Source organism: Kineosporia rhizophila (genome assembly GCF_021277265.1).
Lineage (GTDB): Bacteria > Actinomycetota > Actinomycetes > Actinomycetales > Kineosporiaceae > Kineosporia > Kineosporia rhizophila.
Genome location: NZ_JAJSOH010000002.1, coordinates 353541 through 371472, shown reverse-complemented (window position 1 = coordinate 371472; position 17932 = coordinate 353541). Strand labels below are relative to the sequence as shown.

At 72.5% G+C, this 17932-nt stretch carries 12 protein-coding genes; 9 read left to right on the top strand and 3 right to left on the bottom strand.

What is annotated here, in order from left to right; all coding sequences use genetic code 11:
* Positions 1-107 precede the first annotated feature (107 nt).
* The 5 genes from LWF15_RS05145 to LWF15_RS05125 all read left to right on the top strand — a co-directional run bounded on the left by LWF15_RS05145 (position 108) and on the right by LWF15_RS05125 (position 7445).
* Positions 108-2426, top strand: coding sequence for a hypothetical protein (locus LWF15_RS05145; protein WP_232809194.1), 2319 nt, complete (start codon positions 108-110; stop codon positions 2424-2426).
* Positions 2427-2519: 93 nt separating this feature from the next.
* Positions 2520-3512 carry a glycosyltransferase family 2 protein gene (locus LWF15_RS05140; protein WP_232809193.1) on the top strand — a complete coding sequence of 331 codons (993 nt, stop codon included), beginning with the start codon at positions 2520-2522 and terminating at the stop codon, positions 3510-3512.
* A 131-nt stretch (positions 3513-3643) separates the two neighbouring features.
* A complete protein-coding gene (locus tag LWF15_RS05135; protein ID WP_232809192.1) occupies positions 3644-4867 on the top strand; it encodes a glycosyltransferase family 4 protein in 1224 nt (407 codons plus the stop codon).
* Positions 4864-6045, top strand: coding sequence for a lysylphosphatidylglycerol synthase transmembrane domain-containing protein (locus LWF15_RS05130; RefSeq protein WP_232809191.1), 1182 nt, complete (start codon positions 4864-4866; stop codon positions 6043-6045). Before LWF15_RS05135 ends, LWF15_RS05130 begins: the two co-directional genes overlap by 4 nt.
* 269 nt (positions 6046-6314) lie before the next feature.
* Complete coding sequence (locus tag LWF15_RS05125; RefSeq protein ID WP_232809190.1) at positions 6315-7445, top strand: DNA-3-methyladenine glycosylase family protein; 1131 nt, start codon at positions 6315-6317, stop codon at positions 7443-7445.
* Here the strand turns inward: LWF15_RS05125 and cofE are convergent.
* Positions 7434-8471 carry a coenzyme F420-0:L-glutamate ligase gene (gene cofE / locus LWF15_RS05120; RefSeq protein WP_232809189.1) on the bottom strand — a complete coding sequence of 346 codons (1038 nt, stop codon included), beginning with the start codon at positions 8469-8471 and terminating at the stop codon, positions 7434-7436. The genes LWF15_RS05125 and cofE overlap by 12 nt on opposite strands.
* Before the next feature lie 49 nt (positions 8472-8520).
* Positions 8521-9513, bottom strand: a complete 993-nt coding sequence (cofD, locus tag LWF15_RS05115; RefSeq protein WP_232809188.1) for a 2-phospho-L-lactate transferase — start codon at positions 9511-9513, stop codon at positions 8521-8523.
* A 645-nt stretch (positions 9514-10158) separates the two neighbouring features.
* Here cofD and LWF15_RS05110 point away from each other — a divergent pair.
* The 3 genes from LWF15_RS05110 to LWF15_RS05100 are packed head-to-tail and all read left to right on the top strand — an operon-like array spanning position 10159 to position 16820.
* A complete protein-coding gene (locus tag LWF15_RS05110) occupies positions 10159-10446 on the top strand; it encodes a WhiB family transcriptional regulator (RefSeq protein WP_232809489.1) in 288 nt (95 codons plus the stop codon).
* Between the two features lie 39 nt (positions 10447-10485).
* On the top strand, positions 10486-15240 hold the full coding sequence (locus LWF15_RS05105) for a glycosyltransferase family 2 protein (protein WP_232809187.1): 4755 nt from the start codon (positions 10486-10488) through the stop codon (positions 15238-15240).
* Positions 15237-16820 carry a DUF5719 family protein gene (locus LWF15_RS05100; protein ID WP_232809186.1) on the top strand — a complete coding sequence of 528 codons (1584 nt, stop codon included), beginning with the start codon at positions 15237-15239 and terminating at the stop codon, positions 16818-16820. The genes LWF15_RS05105 and LWF15_RS05100 overlap by 4 nt, the downstream gene beginning before the upstream one ends.
* Here LWF15_RS05100 and LWF15_RS05095 read toward each other — a convergent pair whose 3' ends face one another.
* Positions 16821-17291 (bottom strand): metallopeptidase family protein, encoded by a 471-nt coding sequence (locus LWF15_RS05095; RefSeq protein WP_232809185.1) that lies wholly within the window; start codon positions 17289-17291, stop codon positions 16821-16823.
* A gap of 224 nt (positions 17292-17515) precedes the next feature.
* Between LWF15_RS05095 and LWF15_RS05090 the strand changes: the two genes are divergently transcribed.
* Complete coding sequence (locus LWF15_RS05090; protein WP_232809184.1) at positions 17516-17905, top strand: DUF3499 domain-containing protein; 390 nt, start codon at positions 17516-17518, stop codon at positions 17903-17905.
* The last annotated feature ends 27 nt before the right edge of the window (positions 17906-17932 follow it).

Below are 17932 nucleotides of genomic sequence, written 5' to 3'. Positions count from 1 at the left end.
GCACCGGGAGGTGTCTCGTAGGTTTGGCGCCCGACGCCGGTAGAGCCGCTGGCCGTACACCGCCGCACCCCCGACGGCGGTGCCCGCACGACCGAAAGTTGAGTGCCGTGAGCCAGCGGACGAGCACGGAACCCCCTGCCGCCCCCGACTCCCTTCCCGGGCTGCGCGGTGAGCAGCTCTCCGGCCTGGTGCTGGCCCGGTCCGGGCCGCTGGCCGCCGGGTTCGCGGCGGTGGTCGGTCTGCTGGCGGCCGCGCTGGTGCCGTTCGGCGGCTGGCGGCCGTGGCTCGTCGTGCCGCTGGCCCTGGCCGGTTTCGCCGGAGTGGTCTGGCTGGTGCGCTGGATCCCGGCGAGCACCGCCCCGCGCTGGGCCGCGCCGGCGGTCCTGGCAATTGCCACCGGCCATGGGGTCTGGGCCGCGCTTACCCATGCCGAGCACGTGGTGCTCCGGCGAGATGCCGGCTCGTACGCGCTCTACACGCAGTGGATCTCCACGCGGCATGGCCTGCCGATCCCCTCTTGGCTGGAGGCGTTCGGGGGTAGCGGCGCGCTGACCGAGCCGGCCTTCCGGCTCTCCAGCCCGGCGTACTACCAGGTGGTGCACGGCAGCGCGGGGGCTGCGGGCACCACGGTCGACATCGTTCCGCAGTTCCTGCTCGGCGCTCCGGCGGTCTACTCGCTGGGCTGGTGGGTGAACGGCTGGGGCGGGGTGCTGGTGATGCCGGCGATCTTCTCCGCGCTGAGCCTGCTGGGGTTCGCCGGGCTGGTCACCCGGCTGGTGGGGGCCCGTTGGGCGGTGCTCGCCACGGCCTCGCTCGCCCTGGCCCAGCCGGTGCTGCACGCCGCCCGCTCTACCTACTCCGAACCGATCGCCCTGCTGTTCGTCGCCGTTGCGGCGGCGCTGCTGGTGGATGCCGTGAAGGCCGGGAACCAGCTGGACGACCGGCACGCCCGCCTGCTGGGCCTGGCCGCCGGGCTCACCTTCGGGCTCGCTGGGCTGTTCCGGGTAGACGCCCTGCGCGAGGTCTCGATGCTGCTGCCGGTAGCCGCGGTGCTCGCCCTGCGCAAGCATCCGGTCTCCCGTCCGCTGGTGGTCGGGGCGCTCGGAGGCACGGCCGTCGCGGTGATTCCGGCGGTCTGGCTGTCGCGTCCTTACCTAGGGACGATCGCCGGCAGTTTGGTCCCACTGATCGCGGGTGGGGTGGTGCTCGGGTTGGGCAGCTTGGCTGCGGTGCAGATCGCGCGCCGACGTGAGGGGAAGACGTCGGCGCTGGGGCAGAAGCTGACCAGCGGAGTGTGGCCGGAGCGCTGGCCGTGGCTGTTGGGCGGGGCTGTGGCGCTGCTCGGCGTGCTGCTGGCCAGCCGCCCGCTGTGGATGATCACCCGGCAGGACCCGAACGACCCCGGTTCCCGGGTGGTCGCGGCGTTGCAGGCGGTGCAGGGCCTGACCGTCGACGGCGGCCGCACGTACGCCGAGCACAGCCTGAACTGGCTCAGCTGGTACCTGGGCCCGGTGATGCTGGTGGCGGCCTGGGTGACGTTCACCTTCCTGGCGGCGGCCACCGGGCGCTGGTGGCTGGCTTCGATGCCGAACCAGAGGACGGGTGCGGTCGGGTCGGGTGGTCCTGGCTCGGCTAAACCGGTGTCGGCCACGGCGACCGAAACAGCCGATGGTGAGCCCGCCACCGACCGGGTGCCGGTGCCGCAGTCGCCGGGCCGATCGTCCATCGGTCGTTCCGGGGTTCCGGTCTGGCTCGGCCCGGCTGTTGTCGCGTTCGGCAGCCTGGTGCTGTCGGTGTACCGGCCCAGCATCACCCCCGACCACCCGTGGGCCGACCGCCGGATGGTCCCGGTGGTCATCCCGGCGCTGGTGATCGCGGCTGTCGTGGCCATGGCCTGGCTGTCCCGCCGGGCCCTGCGCCGCTGGACGGCGACCGCCCTCACCGGGGTGGTGGCCGTGGCCGTGGTGATCATGCTGCTGCCGCCCTGGCTGGCCACTCAGCCGGTGGCCGGGCAGCGCACCGAGAAGGGGCAGGTCGCGGCGGCCGAGAAGGTGTGTGCCGAACTGCCCGCCGATGCCGTGGTGGTCGCCCTGGACAACCGTGCGGCGAACGAGTGGCCGCAGGTGGTGCGCGGTTTCTGCGACCGGCCGGCGGCCTCGCTGCGGGTCGTCGACATCGAGGACACGCAGACCGTGGCCGACTCGGCCCGGCCGATCGTGCGGCGGATCGCCGAGGCCGGGAACACCCCGGTGCTGCTGGCCGCGACCGAGCAGGGCGAGGCCGTGATCGACGCCCTCGGACTGACCTCCGAGCAGGTGGTGGACCTGGTGTCGAACGAGGACCAGCGCTATCTCACCCGGGTGCCGGACGGTGAGGAACGGCTCGATATCGACGTGTGGCTGGCCGATGCCTCGAACGTCACCTGAGAGGGCTCAACGGGCGATTCTGCCCCAACCGTTATCCACAGGGACCCGGGCATCGTCCGGAACGTCCTCCGGCAGCCGGTAATCTCACCCCCGATGAGTGCTTCGCCCGTGGCCCCCGAGTCCCCGACGTCTCCCCAGCCGATCGGGCAGCCGGTCGCGCCCGAGCCCGGTGGGGTGACCGCCACCATCGTGCTGCCCTGCTACAACGAGCAGGACCACGTGCTCGCCGAGCTCGAGCGCATCACCGCCGCGATGGACGCTTCCGGTCTGCCCTACGAGGTGCTCGCGATCGACGATGCGAGCACCGACAACACCCTGGCGGTGCTGCGTGAGGCCGCCACCCGGATGCCGAGCGTGCAGGTGCTGGCGTTCCGCCGCAACGGCGGTTCGGGCACGGCCCGGCGCATCGGCACCCTGCGGGCCCGCGGCGACATCGTCGTGTGGACCGATGCCGACATGACGTACCCCAACGAGCGCATCCCCGAGCTGGTCCAGATCCTGCTCACCGACCCGAGCTACGACCAGGTGGTCGGTGCCCGCCTCACCGAGGAGGGCACGCACAAGTGGCTGCGCGTGCCGGCGAAGTGGCTGATCCGCAAGATCGCCGAGCGGCTGAGCAACCAGAAGATCCCCGACCTGAACTCGGGTCTGCGGGCGTTCCGGCGCTCGGTCTCGCTGCCCTACCTGCGCCTGCTGCCGCCCGGGTTCTCCTGCGTCACCACGATCACGCTGTCGTTCCTGCAGAACCAGCACGACATCCGCTACGTCGAGATCGACTACGCGAAGCGGGCCGGCACCTCGAAGTTCCACTTCGTCCGCGACGCCTACCGCTACATCCTCCAGGTGCTGCGGATGATCATGTACTTCGACCCGCTCAAGGTGCTCATGCCGCTGGCCCTGTGGCTGCTGGCGATCGGGTTCGTGAAGGGGATCGTCGACATGGTCCGGCACCCGTTCTACTTCCCGGCCAACACCATGCTGCTGGTCATGGCCGGTCTGCTGATCGCCAGCATGGGCCTGCTGGCCGACCTGATCGTCCGCTCGCGGGGCGACAGCGCGCTCGATCCCGGCGTGCACGAGGGCTGAGGCGTGGCGCCCCGTTCAGCGCGCTGCACGGCGCCCCGGCTCGTCGGCCCGCGCTCCACGCGCGACTCCCGCACCTGCCGCTACCTGTTCTTCCGGTCGGCGCGGCGCGGTTGCCGGGGGTGGCGTTACTGATGACCAGTTCTCTCGTCTCGAACGGAAGCGCGTCGAACGTGAACCCGGGCGGCCTGCGCATCGCGGTCGTGGGCCCCTCGCACCCGTTCAAGGGCGGCGTGGCGGCGCACACCACGCAGACCGCGCACGCCCTCTCGGCCGCCGGGCACGACGTCCAGCTGGTGTCGTGGTCGCGGCTGTACCCGCACGCGCTCTACCCGGGTGAGCAGGCCGTGCCCGACGGCGGCCCCGACCTGCCGCCCTACCCCGACACCGTCCGCCCGCTGCGGTGGGACCGGCCGAACACCTGGTGGAGCACCGGCAAGGCCCTGCGCGAGGTCGACCTGGTCATCGTCGTGGTGGTGGTGCCGATCCAGGTGCCCTCGCTGCTCACCCTGGTCCGCTCGATCCGGGTGGCCTCGCGGGGGCTCAAGGTCGGCTCGCCCCGGCCGCGCATCGTGGCCATCGCCCACAACGTGGTGCCGCACGAGACGCACCCGGGCGGCGAGATGCTGATCCGGCAGATGCTGCGCTCGGTCGACGGCATCGTCGTGCACTCGGCCGAACAGGCGCGCCTGGCCCACGAACTCGGCCTCGACCGGCGTCCGGTGGTCACCGTGCCGCTCGCCCCGCACCTGCCCGGCGGCCTGCCCGACCCGGCCGGCCGGCACCTGGCGGCCACCCGCGAACCGCGCGCCGAGGGCGATCCGCTGCGTGTGCTCACGCTCGGCATGGTGCGTGAGTACAAGGGCTACGACCTGCTGCTCGAGGCGACCAAGGGCGTGCCCGAGGTCACCGTCACGGTGGCCGGTGAGCAGTGGGGTCAGGCCGGTGAGCGGGTGCGCGAGCTGGCCGGTGACCCGGGGCTGGCCGGGCGGGTCGACCTGCAGCCCGGCTACGTGGCCGGCATCGACGTCCCGCCGCTGCTGGCCGCGCACGATGTGCTCGCCCTGCCCTACCGGCACGCCACCGCCTCGCAGAACGTGCTGCTCGGGCACGCCCACGGCCTGCCCGTGCTGGCCACCAGCGTCGGTACCTTCGGCGAAGACGTGCGGGACGGGGTGGACGGCCTGCTGGTCCCCCCGGGCGACGTGCCCGCCCTGGTCGCCGCGCTGAAGCGGCTCGCCGCCCCGGGTGAGCTGGACCGGTTGCGGGCCGGCCTGCCCGACATCGACCTGGCCGGGCCCTGGGCCCGCTACGTCGAGGCGCTCACCGGAGTGACTTCCGTCGAGTCCCGGCGGTGAGCCCGGTGGCCGGCGACCCACGCAAGCCCGACCAGGATTTCGGGTCGGGCCCGCGGGTGGGCGCCGGGGCGCCGGAGCCGGGTGAGGTTTCGCAGCCGGGCGAGGCCGGCGGCCCGGGGCAGACGGGGCAGACGGGGCAGGGTCCCGCGAGCGGTTCACCGGCTTCCGCGGCCTCGGCTGACGAGGCGGCCCCGTCTTCGGGGTCAGGCAGCAAGGCCCTCGTCGCCCGGCTCGGCTCCGTCGCCGGTCAGGCCAGTGAGCTCAGCCGCACGCGCTGGTTCCGCATCTCCTTCGGCCTGCTCCTGGTGGCCCTGGCCGCCTGGGCCGTGCTCTCCCAGCGCGAGCAGGTCACCGACGCGATCAGCCAGCTCAGCCCGGGCTGGCTGGTGCTCGCCGCGTTGGCCACCATGGTCAACGTGGCCCTGGCCGGCATGGTCTGGCGCACCAACCTGGCCGACCTCGGCTCCCCCCTGAAACTGCCGGTGGCCGCCCGCATCTTCTTCGTCGGCCAGCTCGGCAAATACCTGCCGGGCAGCGTGTGGCCGGTGGTCATGCAGACCGAGCTGGGCCGCGACCATCACGTGCCCCGCCGCCGCACCGCCACCGCCACCGTCGTGGGCATGCTCCTGTCGGTGCTCAGCGCGCTGCTCGTGGTGCTGATCGCCGTGCCGTTCGCCCCCGAGGCCCTGCCCGACGGCTTCGGCTGGGCCGTGCTCCTGGTCGTCCCCCTGGCCGTGGTGCTGCACCCCGCCGTCATGGGCCGCCTGGTCGACCGGGCCCTGCGCATCGTCAGCAAAGAGGGCCTGCCCGAGCGCACCTCCGGCCGGGGCACCCTGACCGCCACGCTCTGGGCCATCGGTTCCTGGATCGGCGCGGGCCTGCAGGTGTTCGCGCTGAGTGTGCCGCTGGGCGCCGACGCCACGCTCTCCACCGCGATCCTGCTGATCGGCGGCTACGCCCTGGCCTGGGCGGTCGGCTTCGTCATCATCATCGCTCCGGCCGGGGCCGGCGCTCGCGAGGTGGCGCTGGCGGCGGTGCTCGCGCAGGTGCTGGACAGCCACGGCAAGGTGGTCGTGGTGGTCCTGGTGTCGCGGGTGCTGTTCACCCTGGTCGACCTGGTCGCGGCGGGCGCGGGGATCCTGGCGGCCCGGCGGCACCAGTCGGCCGCTCACCCCTGATCGACCCACCTGCGGCCCGCCCGCGACCGGGCAGCTCGACCTACCTGCGGCCCGCCCTCGACCGGGCAGCTCGACCTACCCAGTCCGGCCCTCGACCGGTCAGCTCGACCTACCCAGTCCGCCTCCCCGTCGCCCCGAGTAACCCGCGTCACATTGGTCCCATCACCTGACCGATTGCGACCAATCTGTCACTGATAGATGTCGGGGTCGGCTCCGCCAATCCGCGTGGTTGCCTCCGCTGGCGCAGATTGGCAGGGCATGCTGGGCCTGTGAACTCCAGCGGCGACTTCTCCCGGCAGGCCCCGGCCGGCTCGGTCGGTCGTAGTCGTCCGGGCGGTGGCCCGAGCCGGGGGCGCCGGGCGATGAGCCGTGTTCTGCCCACTCAGGTGTCGGGCCTGGCCGGGGCTTACACAGCTGAGCCCAAAGTCAACGGCGCCAAGAGCGGCCAGACCAACAGCGTCAAGAGCAGTTCCGTGCAGTCGGCGAGCCGGGTCTGGCGGCCGGGGACACCGATTTCCATCCACCAGACGCTCTCAGGCCTGCGTCGGGGCGGTTCCGACCCCTGCTTCCGTACCCAGGCCGGCGCGCCGATCTGGCGCGCCACCCGTACGCCAGACGGCCCGGCGCTCCTGCGGCTGGTCGCCCGGGCGAGCGCGGGCGAGGTAGAGGCCACGGCCTGGGGCCCGGGGGCAGACTGGGTGCTCGACGGAGTGCCGGAACTGCTGGGGGAAGCGGACGATCCGTCGGGGTTCGTGCCCCGGCCCGAGCACACCAAGCTGGTGCAGGCCTGGCGCTCCCGCCCGGGGTATCGGGTCCCGCGCAGCCGGGCGGTCTTCGAGGCACTGGTCCCGGCCGCCCTGGAGCAACGGGTCACCGGCCTGGAGGCGCGTCGGGCCTGGCGCATTCTGGTGCTGAAATTCGGTGAGCCAGCGCCCGGCCCCACGTCCGAGGCGTCAGGTATGTACGTTCCGCCGGATGCAGCGACCTGGCGGCAGATCCCTTCGTGGGTATGGCTGAAGGCCGGGGTAGACGAAGCTCGCCGCCGTGCGGTGCTCAACGCTGCACAGGTGGCCGGCCGGCTGGAAGAAACCGTGGGCCTGTCGCACGACGAGGCCGCCCGACGGCTGCGGACCGTGCCGGGGATCGGGATCTGGACGGCGGCTGAGATCCGGCAGCGGTCCCACGGAGACCCGGACGCGTTCTCCTGGGCCGACTATCACGTGTCCCGCAACGTCTCCTGGGCTCTGACCGGCACCGTCATGGACGATGCCGGCTGCGCCGAGGTGATCGAGTGCTACCGAGGGCAGCGCTATCGGGTGCAGAAGCTGCTGGAACTGGACGCCGTTCAGCGGCCTCGCCGAGCACCCCGCATGACGCTGCCCACGCACCTACCCAGGTAGCAGGCGAAGCCCGCGGGGCTCCAACGTGATCGTCACCGTCAGGTCTTCCGACCAGGCGGCGGCGGAGAGACGCTGAGCCAGTGCGCCGAGCGCAACGGGGTCGGCCGGAAGTTCGGGCACCACGAAGAGCCCGGCTTCTTCCACATTCACCACGCACACCGGCGCAGCCACTCCCGGCAACGGGGACGGCGCCGCAAGGGCGACCTCCACTGCCCGCAGCAGTCGGTCCAGCACCGGCCCGGGAGGTGCCGTAGGCGCCTCGACCAATTCCGGATCTACCCCGAGCGCCCAGCGCACAGCCTCGACCTGGCCGTACCGAAACCAGTCCGATGCAGCGGGACGCAACAATGCAGCGGCACCCGGCCCGTCCTCGTCCTTTGGTAGAACGAAATCGCCGTACCCCCGCACCAGAGCCACGGGGACGCCACTGAGCTTGCCCTTCACCAGATCCGCAGCCCCAGCCAACTCGTCGGCCACCGCGCGGATCGTCACCTCCATGCGCTGCCCGTGCGTGTCGTTCTTACCCCGCAGATCTTCGGTGGGGGAGAGGCCGGCGCAGCCCAAGGCGAAGTCGGTCTGCCCATCGCGCCAGGCCCGACCGGCAGTGTCGGAGACGATCACGCCCAGACGGAGCCCGGTGTCGGCGGCCAAGGCTGAACGCAGAGCGCGGGCGGAGGCATCCGAGTCGACCGGCAGGAGCAGCACTGTGCCCGGCGCGACGTTGGAGTTGTCTACCCCCGCCGCCGCCATGACCGGGCCAGCCGCGGCCTCGACGATGCGGGCGAGCCCACCTGGAGTACGTCGGGCCGCGACCAGGCGCCGCGACTGAGCGGTGATCTGCTCGTCGCGGTCCTGCGCCCCGACCGTGCGCCCCTCGGCCTTGGAGACGATCTTGCTGGAGACGACGAGCACGTCGCCGTCCTGCAGCACCGTCCCCGCGGCGGCCAGGATCAGAGCCGCCACGTCGTCCCCGGCCGACACCTCACCGATGCCGGGCAGCGGAACGACCCTCAGCTCACCGTTCATCGTTGCCTCTCCTCGTCCGGATCGCGCCGGTCAGGGGCGACCGGACGGCTCATCCCAGCTGGGTGGCCAGGTCGAGAGCGGCCGCAGCGATCGCGGCGGTCGCCTCCACATCACTCATCAGCAACGGCACCGCGCGCAGGGCAACACCTTCAGGCATCGTGCTGCCGGCATCACCCGGCGCCACCAGCCAGCCACCGAGGAAGTCGGAGTACAGGTCGGCCACCGCCGCCGCCGACGTCTCCACCCCGATCGCACTCAGGCAGGCATCGGCCATCCCGCGCACCGGAGCGCCCCCGATGATCGGCGACACCCCGACCACCGGCGCCTTGGTCGCGCGGATCGCGTCGCGGATACCGGGCACCGCCAGGATCGTGCCGATCGAGACCACCGGATTGCTCGGCGGCAGCAGCACCACGTCGGCGTCGGCGATCGCCTCGAGCACCCCCGGGGCCGGCTTGGCCTGGTCGATGCCGACCGCGAGGATCTGCCGGGCCGGGGCGGCGGCGTGCAGCCGGACCCACCACTCCTGGAAGTGCACCGCCTTCACCGCGGGCGTGCCGTCGGCGTGCGCCTCGCCCTCCGGATCGTCGATCACCACGTGGGTCTCGATCGGGTCGTCACTCATCGGCAGCAGCCGGACCCCCGGCTGCCAGCGGGCGCACAGCGCCTCGGTGACCGCGGACAGCGGGTAGCCCAGACCGAGCATGCGGGTGCGCACGAGGTGGGTGGCGATGTCCCGGTCGCCGAGCGTGAACCACTGCGGTTCGGCCCCGTAGGCGGCCAGTTCGGCGGCCACGCCGAAGGTCTCGCCGGCCCGGCCCCAGCCCTGTTCCGGGTGGATCCCGCCGCCCAGCGTGTACATGACGGTGTCGAGGTCGGGGCAGATCCGCAGGCCGTGCAGGGTGACGTCGTCGGCGGTGTTGCCGATCACCGTGACCTCGTGCGGGCCGTCCGGGCCGGTCGGGAGGGAGTCGAGATGGTGCAGAAGGCCACGGAGGAATCGTGCGCCGCCGACCCCACCGGCCAAAGCCGTGATGCGCATGGCTTGATCCTTTCAGACTGCTTTTCGCATCGCGGTTCGGGAGCACCCAACCGCATCGGGGGTGGGGCCATCAGTGCAGGGGCGCACCTGTCGGTCGGGGATTGCGGGGATACGGCCGTGCACTGTCGATCCGATCGGTGTGAGGGGCATCATTCGGGACCCATCGGGACTCATCACAGGGAACCGAACGGACACAACCGGGAGTTGGCACCTGCACCGGAGGATTTCGCCCCGACGAACGGGGGAGGGGAGCGTCGCATGCCCGGATGACATTTTCTCGGCCCATTTCCGGCGAGTGCGTCCCGGAAGCGGTGACCATGATCGCACCGGTAACAACCGCCCCATGCGTCGCGGAGCGAGATGTCCTATCTTCTCCCGATCAGGGTGGGTGAAAAACCGCTTCTTGCACGCACTCGTGCAAGTGTCAATTTGAGCCGTCTAGCAGATTCCAGCTTGACGCCTTGGGTACGACACGCGTGTAATTTCATTGGTGTCAAGAGCAGGAAATCACCTAACGTATGCGCGCCATCACGCTTAGTGGGGGGAACGCCCTGTCAAAGGGGCCCGGGTCGAGGGAGGCGCCAAGTGCACGAGCTCATGGCGGCAGGTGACATCATCATCAGCGAGAGCACGAACGACGGGGAAATGTCGGAGAATTCGGCCGAGCTGGATGTCCTCACCCTGGTTGCCACGAGTTCCGACGGCCTGCCCCCGGAGCTGGCCTGGCAGGAGCGGGCACTGTGCGCGCAGACCGACCCGGAGGCGTTCTTCCCGGAGAAGGGCGGCTCCACCCGTGAGGCCAAGCGCGTCTGCATGTCGTGCGAGGTGCGGGCCGAGTGCCTGGAGTACGCGCTGGCCAAGGACGAGCGGTTCGGTATCTGGGGCGGTCTGTCCGAGCGTGAGCGCCGCCGCGTGAAGAAGCAGGCGGTCTGAGCCCGGCCGAACAGTTCCCGTTGTCATGAGAATCTCGCTGTGAGTCCTCGTGGCCAGGCAGCACCAGCCGGGTCCGGCGCCGACAACCGGCGGCCGGACCTGCTTTTCGTCGACCCGGAGCTGGAGCCGCCGGACGAGGAGATCGACTGGTCGTCCTGGCAGCCCCCGCAGGAGCCGGGTCCCTCGGTCGTGGTCACCGCCGTCCTGGTCGCCCACGACGGTGCCGCCTTCCTGCCGCGCACTCTCGATGCACTCGAGGCCCAGACCCGCCGTCCCGACCGTCTGATCGCGGTCGACGCGGGCTCGGCCGACGGCAGTGCCGACATGCTCGCGATCGCCACGCCCGACCTGGTGCGGCTGGGGCCGCAGACCGGTTTCGGGCCGGCGGTGCGCGCGGCTCTCGATTCCGTCGGGTCCCAATTGAGGACGCCGGTGAGCACCGCGGCCGGGTCGGCCCACCGATCGCTCGGGTCGGCTGTGGAAAACCCGGCTGTTCTGGCGATTTCCGGAGCTCTGGCCACCCAGGGTGACCAGCCGCCGGTGGAGTGGCTCTGGCTGCTGCACGACGACGGGGCTCCCGCGCCGGACGCCCTGCAGAAGCTGATCGAGACCGTCGACGCCGGTCCCTCGATCGGGATCGCCGGCTGCAAGCAGGTCAGCTGGGCCGACAGCCGCCGCCTTCTCGACGTCGGCTTCACCACCTCGCGCTTCGGGGCCCGGGTGACCGGGGTCGACCTGGACGACATCGACCAGGGGCAGCTGGACCACCGCAGCGACGTGCTGGCCGTGGCCACCCCGGGAATGCTTGTCCGGCGCGACCTCTGGGAACGTCTGGGCGGTCCCGACCCGGCCCTGGGCAACGCCCGCATCGATCTCGACCTGTGCCGTCGGGCTCATCTGGCCGGCGAGCGCGTGGTGGTGGTGCCCCAGGCGGTGATGGCGCACGCCGAGGCGACTTCGTCCGGTCTGCGCGGGACTTCGAAGAGTGTCGGCTCGGCCCGGAGCATCGCCGCGGCCGGGGCCCTGCGCGACCGGCGGGCCGCCGTGCACCTGCGGCTGGCCTCGGTCGCCCTGCCCCTGCTGCCCCTGCTGATCGTCTGGCTGGGGGCGGCGGCGGTGGTCCGGGCACTGGCCCGGCTCGCGCTCAAGCAGCCCGATCGTGCGCTGGGCGAGATCGCCGCGTACCTCCTGGCCCTCTGCCACCCGGTGGCCTGGATCAGGGCGCGCTGGCGGGCGCGCAAGGGGCGCACCATGTCACGCCGCGAATACCGGCGTCTGCTGGCGGGAATCCGGCCGACGCTGCGCCAGCGGCGAGACCGGCTCTCCTCGTACCTACGGGCGCAGGAGGAGGCGTGGGCCGAGCCCGCGCCTGGAGCAGGCGTTCCGGTGCCCCCCTCAGCCCGCCCGGCGGTCCGGAAGAAGGGCCGCGAGGTAGCGCGTCCGGGCCGGAAGGCCCCCGATGCGCCCCGCCGAGGATGGGCGGTGCGCAGGCCCCGGGTCGACGAGCTCGCCCAGACCCCGACCACCTCGGTCGGGGCCGAGGGCCTGGTGATCGACGTTCGCGATCACACCGACCTAGCCGGAACCTCACCCGGCGAGGCCCGGCACCCGTTGGACGACCCGGACCGCGACGACGCCCCGATCACTCCCGCGCCGGTGGCCTTCCCCTCCGAGGACGAGATCCGGTTCGACGACGAGCGCGAACTGCCGCGCCGGCCGGTCTCGTTCCGGATCGGCCTGCTGGTGGCGTTCCTGACCGGGGCCGCCGGCCTGGTGGCCCTGCGGGTGCTGCTGCGCGGTTCCGGGGTGCCGGTGGGCGACGCACTGATCCCCGCCCCGGCCGAGGCCGGCCGGCTCTGGGCCACCGGGCTGGCCAGCTGGCGCCCGACCGGCCTGGGGGTCTCGGCCGCCGCCGACCCGTTCGACCTGGTGCTCGCGCTGATCTCCTGGCCGTTCGCCGGATCCACCCGCGCGGGCACCGAGTTCCTGCTGCTCGGCGCCCTGCCGCTGGCCGCCCTGGCGGCCTGGGCGGCGGCCTCGGCGCTCACCCGCTCGCGCGCTCTGCGGGCCTGGGCCGCGCTGGTCTGGGCCGCCGCCCCGTCGCTGATCCTCTCGGTCACGGCGGGCCGGCTCGGCGCGATCGTGGCGCACCTGCTGCTGCCGCTCACCGCGCTCGCCCTGACCCGGGCGGTCGGCCTGCGCCCGCTGGAACCGCTCGGCCCCTCGATGCCGGGCATGGTGCGCCGCCGCCGGGCCTCCTTGGCCGCAGCCTCCGGCGCCGGTCTGGGCCTCACCGTCCTGATCGCCGCCGCGCCCGCCCTGACCCTGCCGGCCCTTTTCACCGTCCTGGTGCTCCTGGCCGTGGCCAGGACCGGGCGCCGGCTGCTGCTGTGGACGCTGGTCGTACCCGCAGTCCTGCTCGCCCCCTGGTGGCAGGCCGTGGCCCGAGACCCGCGTCTGCTCCTGGCCGAGCCCGGGGGAGCCAGCACGGACCGGCCCGGTTCGCCGGGCTGGGCCGCTGCCCTGTGGCCCGCCGACCCGGCTGTCATCAACCGCGGCCCGGTGCACGACCTGGCCCGGATCGTCGCCGAACTCACCGGCATCGGCGGTTCCGGCCTCTGGCTGCGTGCGCTGGCGGTGTTCGTGGTGGTGCCGCCGATCCTGCTCGGCCTCACCGCGCTCACCGGCCGCCTCCGGCGCCGGATCGCCGTGCTGGCCTGGCTGGTCGGCCTGGCCGCGCTGGTCACGGCGGTGGCGATCCCGGTGGTGGTCACCCGTCCGGGCCCGGACGGGATCCTTCACGGCTGGTCCGGACCGGCCGTCTCACTGCTTCTGCTCACACTGCTGACTGCGGCGCTGTCGAACCTCGACGGTGCGGCGGGCCGCTTGCGGGCGCGGAGCATCGGGTTCGGGCACTGGAGCGCGGTCACCATGGGCGCGCTGGCGGTGCTTACCCCCGTGCTGGTGCTGACCTCCTGGGCGGCCGACGGCTGGACGGGGAGCCCGAACCGCTGGGTGCACCGCACCGATCCAGAGGTGCTGCCCGCAGTGGCGGCGGCCGAGGCCGACGGTCCGGCGGCCACTCGCACGCTGGCCATTCAGCCCGCGGCCAACAGTGTGCGGTGGACGCTCTACCGCACCGGTGGTCCGCAGATCGGGCAGGAGTCGGCGGCCTCGCTCACGCCGTCGGCGCTGGCTGCGCGGGCCGGTGGTGACGAGCCGGTGCTGAAGGCCATCGGTGCGCTGTTGTCCGGCTCGGACGAGGACCAGCGCGAGCGTTTCGCCGACCTCGACGTCGGCTCGGTGCTGCTGCTCACCGGCCGCCCCGCCGATCCCGAGGCGAGCGAGGCCGCGCTGGCGGCCCTGGACGTGGCACCAGGGCTGGTCCGGGTGAGCAACTCCGGCGGCAAGGTGCTGTGGCGGGTGGAACTGGCCCCCGGCGCCGCGGCCGAGTCGGGAACGGAAGACGACGAGGCCGCCCCTACCCGCCCGGCGCGGGTCCGGCTGCTGTCCTCCGAGGGCGAGCTCATCACCACCGTGCCCGCTCCCAGCGTCAACTTCACGGCGCAGATCCCCAGTGGTGAACCCGGCCGGATGCTCGTGCTCAGCGAGCGCGAAGACTCCGGCTGGCAGGCCACACTCGGCGAGTCCGCCCTCGAACCGGCCACTCACGCGGGCTGGGCCCAGGCGTTCGAACTGCCGGCCGAGGGCGGCACCCTGGCGGTCCAGCACGAGCCGGCCACCGGCAGCGCCCACAACCTGACCAGGCTCGTCGTTCTCGGCCTGGCTCTGCTGATCGCGGTTCCCCTGCCGCGTCGTCGGCTCCGTCTGCTCATTCCGCAGAAGGGCTGGCGTCCGCAGTCGCAGCAGTCCTCGGTCGCTCCGCCGGTCAGTACCGGACGCCGGGTCCGGCGGCCGGGAGACGCTGCCGATCGCCCGCGTCGGGGCGAAAAGACGCGTACGTCAGGGCAGTCGGGTGGTACCGATCCGGCGCAGGCCTATGCTGAGCATCAGGCCCGGATGACCGATCTGGCCCGCCGTCTGGCGGTAGAGGCGGCCGACGGCGACGATCCGATGGCGCAGCGGCCCTCGCGGCGGCGTCGGCGGGCGGCCCGCCAGGCGGCCGAGGCGCTGGCGGCGGAAGCAGCGGCCGTGCAGGCCCGTCAGGCGGTGCAGGCCCGGCTGGCGGCCGAGGCTCGTCCGACAGTCCAGGCGCAGGAGGAAGCGCCTGAGACCGTCGTTCAGGACGAGGAGCCGGTTGCCGAAGAGGTCCTGGAGTCCGGCGAAACCGGCGCCACGCCAGTTCAGCCCGACGACCCGGACGTGGAGCCCTCGCCCGAGCCGGCCCACCACGAAACCCAGGATGTAGAGGCCGAGTCGTCGGAAGCGTCCGTAATCGACCCGGAGCCGACCGGAGTCGAAGGTGAGCCGACGGCGTCGGGGCTCGAGGACGTCCAAAAACCGCTTGAGACCCGGCCCGGCACCGAGGCGACCTCTCCGGCGCTCTTGCCGCCGGGTCCTCGTACCTCTCACGAGAACGAGCCGGCCGCAGAGGATGTGACTGCGGTCGCAGAGATCACCGCCGATTCGGGTGATTCACCACTGGTCGAAAGCGCGCCGAATCCGGCGGGTTCCGCCGATAGCGCGGCGGTCGCCCCCCGAAGTGGGGACGCAGCAACACGCCCGGACCAGGGGGAGACTTCCGACGGTCCGGTCCGTCAGCAGGGCCGCGAGCGCGGCCGGGAAGCGGGTCACGACGCTCCGGCCGACTCTGGGGAGGAAGAGAGTTCGTGAACCAGCGAGCACGTGGGGCACTTTCGGTGACAGGAGTGCTGGCGGTGGCTGGGGGCATCGCGGTCGGCGCCGCAATGCTGCCCGAGCAGATCGGCGTCAGTGCGGTTTCCAGCACCGTCTCCAACCGGTTGCCGGCTGCGATGGCCGTGCCCACCCTGGCCTGTTCGGGGCCCGAGACGCTGGTGGTGCCCGAAGGTGGGAAGGCGGTCAGCCCGGACGCCGGTGTGCTGATCAGTGCGCTGCTGGCCTCCGAGGGGGAGGCCGAGGCCGAACTGCAGGCCGAGGGGAAGAACTTCGACGCCATCCGGCAGCTGAGCGAAAGCGTTCCCAAGACCGGGTTCTCGGTGCACCCGGGCACCCGGGTCGAACTGGAGAACGAGGAGGGGCAGGCTTCCGTCGCCGGCCTCTCCACCTGGAACCTCGGTCCGATCGTGATGACGGCGGAGGCCGGACGAGCCGGCGACGCGCCCGAACTGGCCGCTGTGCAGTCGACTCTCACCGCCAAGGGCGACCTGCGCGGGCTGTCCGCGAGTCGCTGCGACCAGACCTCCGGCGATGCCTGGCTGGTCGGTGGGGGCACCCGGACCGGTCAGCGACTGCGGCTGGTGCTGTCCAACCCCACGGCCTCGGCGGCGGTGGTGGACGTGACTGTGCTGGGGGCCGACGGCCGGGTGGAGGCGCCTTCCGGAGATGGTGTGGTGGTGCCCGCAGGCGGCCAGACCCCGCTGTTCGTAGACGCTCTCGCGCCGAACCAGGAGCGCGTGGCAGTGCACGTGGTGGCCCGTAGCGGTCAGGTGGTCGCGCGGATGCACGACTCGAGGCTGCGAGGACTGGTGCCCAGTGGGGTGGACGTGGTCTCGCCCTCTGCCGAACCGGCCCGACGACAGCTGATTCCGGGCATCTCGTTGGTCAACGGATACTCCCGTACGGCCGACGATCCGGCGGCCCCCGGCTCCACCTCGGTTCGCGTGGCGGTGCCGGGCAGTGAGGAGGCCGTGGTCCGGGTGCGCCTGCTCAGTTCTTCCGGTGAGGCCGAGATGCCCACTCCGGCAGTGCTCAACATTCCGGGCGGCGGTGTGGCGGACGTGCCGGTCTCGGGTATCGCGTCGGGTACCTACACGGCGGTGGTGGAGGCCGACGTTCCGGTGGTCGCGGCGGCTCAGATCGGCCGCCTGGGCAGCCCCGGGCGCCAGGCCACCGAGTTCGGCTGGGCCCCGGCGGTGCCGGCCCTCGACCGCGGCGGCTACTCGGTGCTGCCCGCAGGCAGCCGGGCGACGGTCTCGCTGGTGGCGGCGGGCCCGGACAGTGCCCTGACGATCACCCCGATCGATGCCGAGGGGCGCGAGCTGAAGCCGGTGAAGGTGGAGATGAAGAAGGGCACGGGCTCGGCGTTCCCGCTGGAGGAGAAGACGGCGGCGTTCCGGATGTCCCGGCCGGAGGGCGGGCCGGTGGCTGCTTCGCTGGTGGCGACCTCGACGGACGAGTCGGGCACCTCGATCACCGTGCTCGGGGTGCAGCCGGCCTCGGCCGACGACGTGCCGGCCACGGCGGTCGCCGACACCCGGGTCGGCCTGCGGTGATCAGCTGTCGCGGTTGTAGCGCGGGTCGACCTCTTCGGGGGTGAGGTCGAGCAGGTGGGCCACCTGCTCGACGACCACGCTCTGGGCCAGGTCGCCGATGTCCTGTGCGTCGGCGGCCCGGGTCTCCACCGGGCGGCGGTAGACCACGATGCGGGGAGGCAGGGCGCCGTCGGCGGGGAAGAACCGGCCCAGGGGGATCTCGCCGTGCTCCCAGGGCGACGGGTCGCTCGGGGGTACGTCCTCCACCGCGAACTCGACGTCGCTCAGTTCCTTCTCCCAACGCGCGGACAGGTGGTCCACCGCGTCGAGCACCAGGTCGTCGAAACGGTCGGCGCGGCTCTTCCAGGCCGGGACGGAGCGGGGGAGCAGCTGGCCGCGGATGCCGCGCCCACGCCGGTCACGGCGTTTCGGGCGGCCTCCGGACGAGCCTCCGGGGGAGGCCGGATCCGGGATCACGCGAGGTCGGGCCACCCGCTGAGGATACTGGAGGACGTCCGTCGGCCCTCTGATCCGCCCGGAACCCGCCCGGAATTTGTGCGCGCGGTGATCTGTGGGCTCGGCATCCGTGACGTCCGGGGACGGATCGGGCAAGATGAGTGCGTCCTCACCGGTCAGGAGCCGGTGGTGGCGACGACACGAATCGGGTGGCGCGCCGGTGCGGCCGGTGCGTCTGATGAGGGAGTAACTTCTCAATCGTGAGTGGAGTGCGCCGTTGTTCCCGGACCGCTTGCCAGCGGGTAGCGGTCGCCACGCTCACCTATGTCTACTCCGACTCCACGGCGGTGCTCGGCCCGTTGGCCACGTACGCCGAACCGCACTGCTACGACCTGTGCGCGGTGCACGCCGAGCGGCTGACCGCCCCTCGCGGCTGGGAGATCGTCCGGCTCGCACCGGGGGAGTTCGTCCCGCCGCCGCCCTCGCACGACGACCTGCTGGCCCTGGCCGACGCGGTGCGTGAGGCCGCCCGCCCGCCGGCCGGTGAGCTCCCGCCCGACGCCGACGCCGAGCTGTCCACGGTCGAGGTCGGGCGGCGCGGGCACCTGCGCGTTCTGAAGGATCCGATCCTGGGCGAACCCCTCACCTGAGAAGTCCGCATTTCGCTGCTTCGGCGC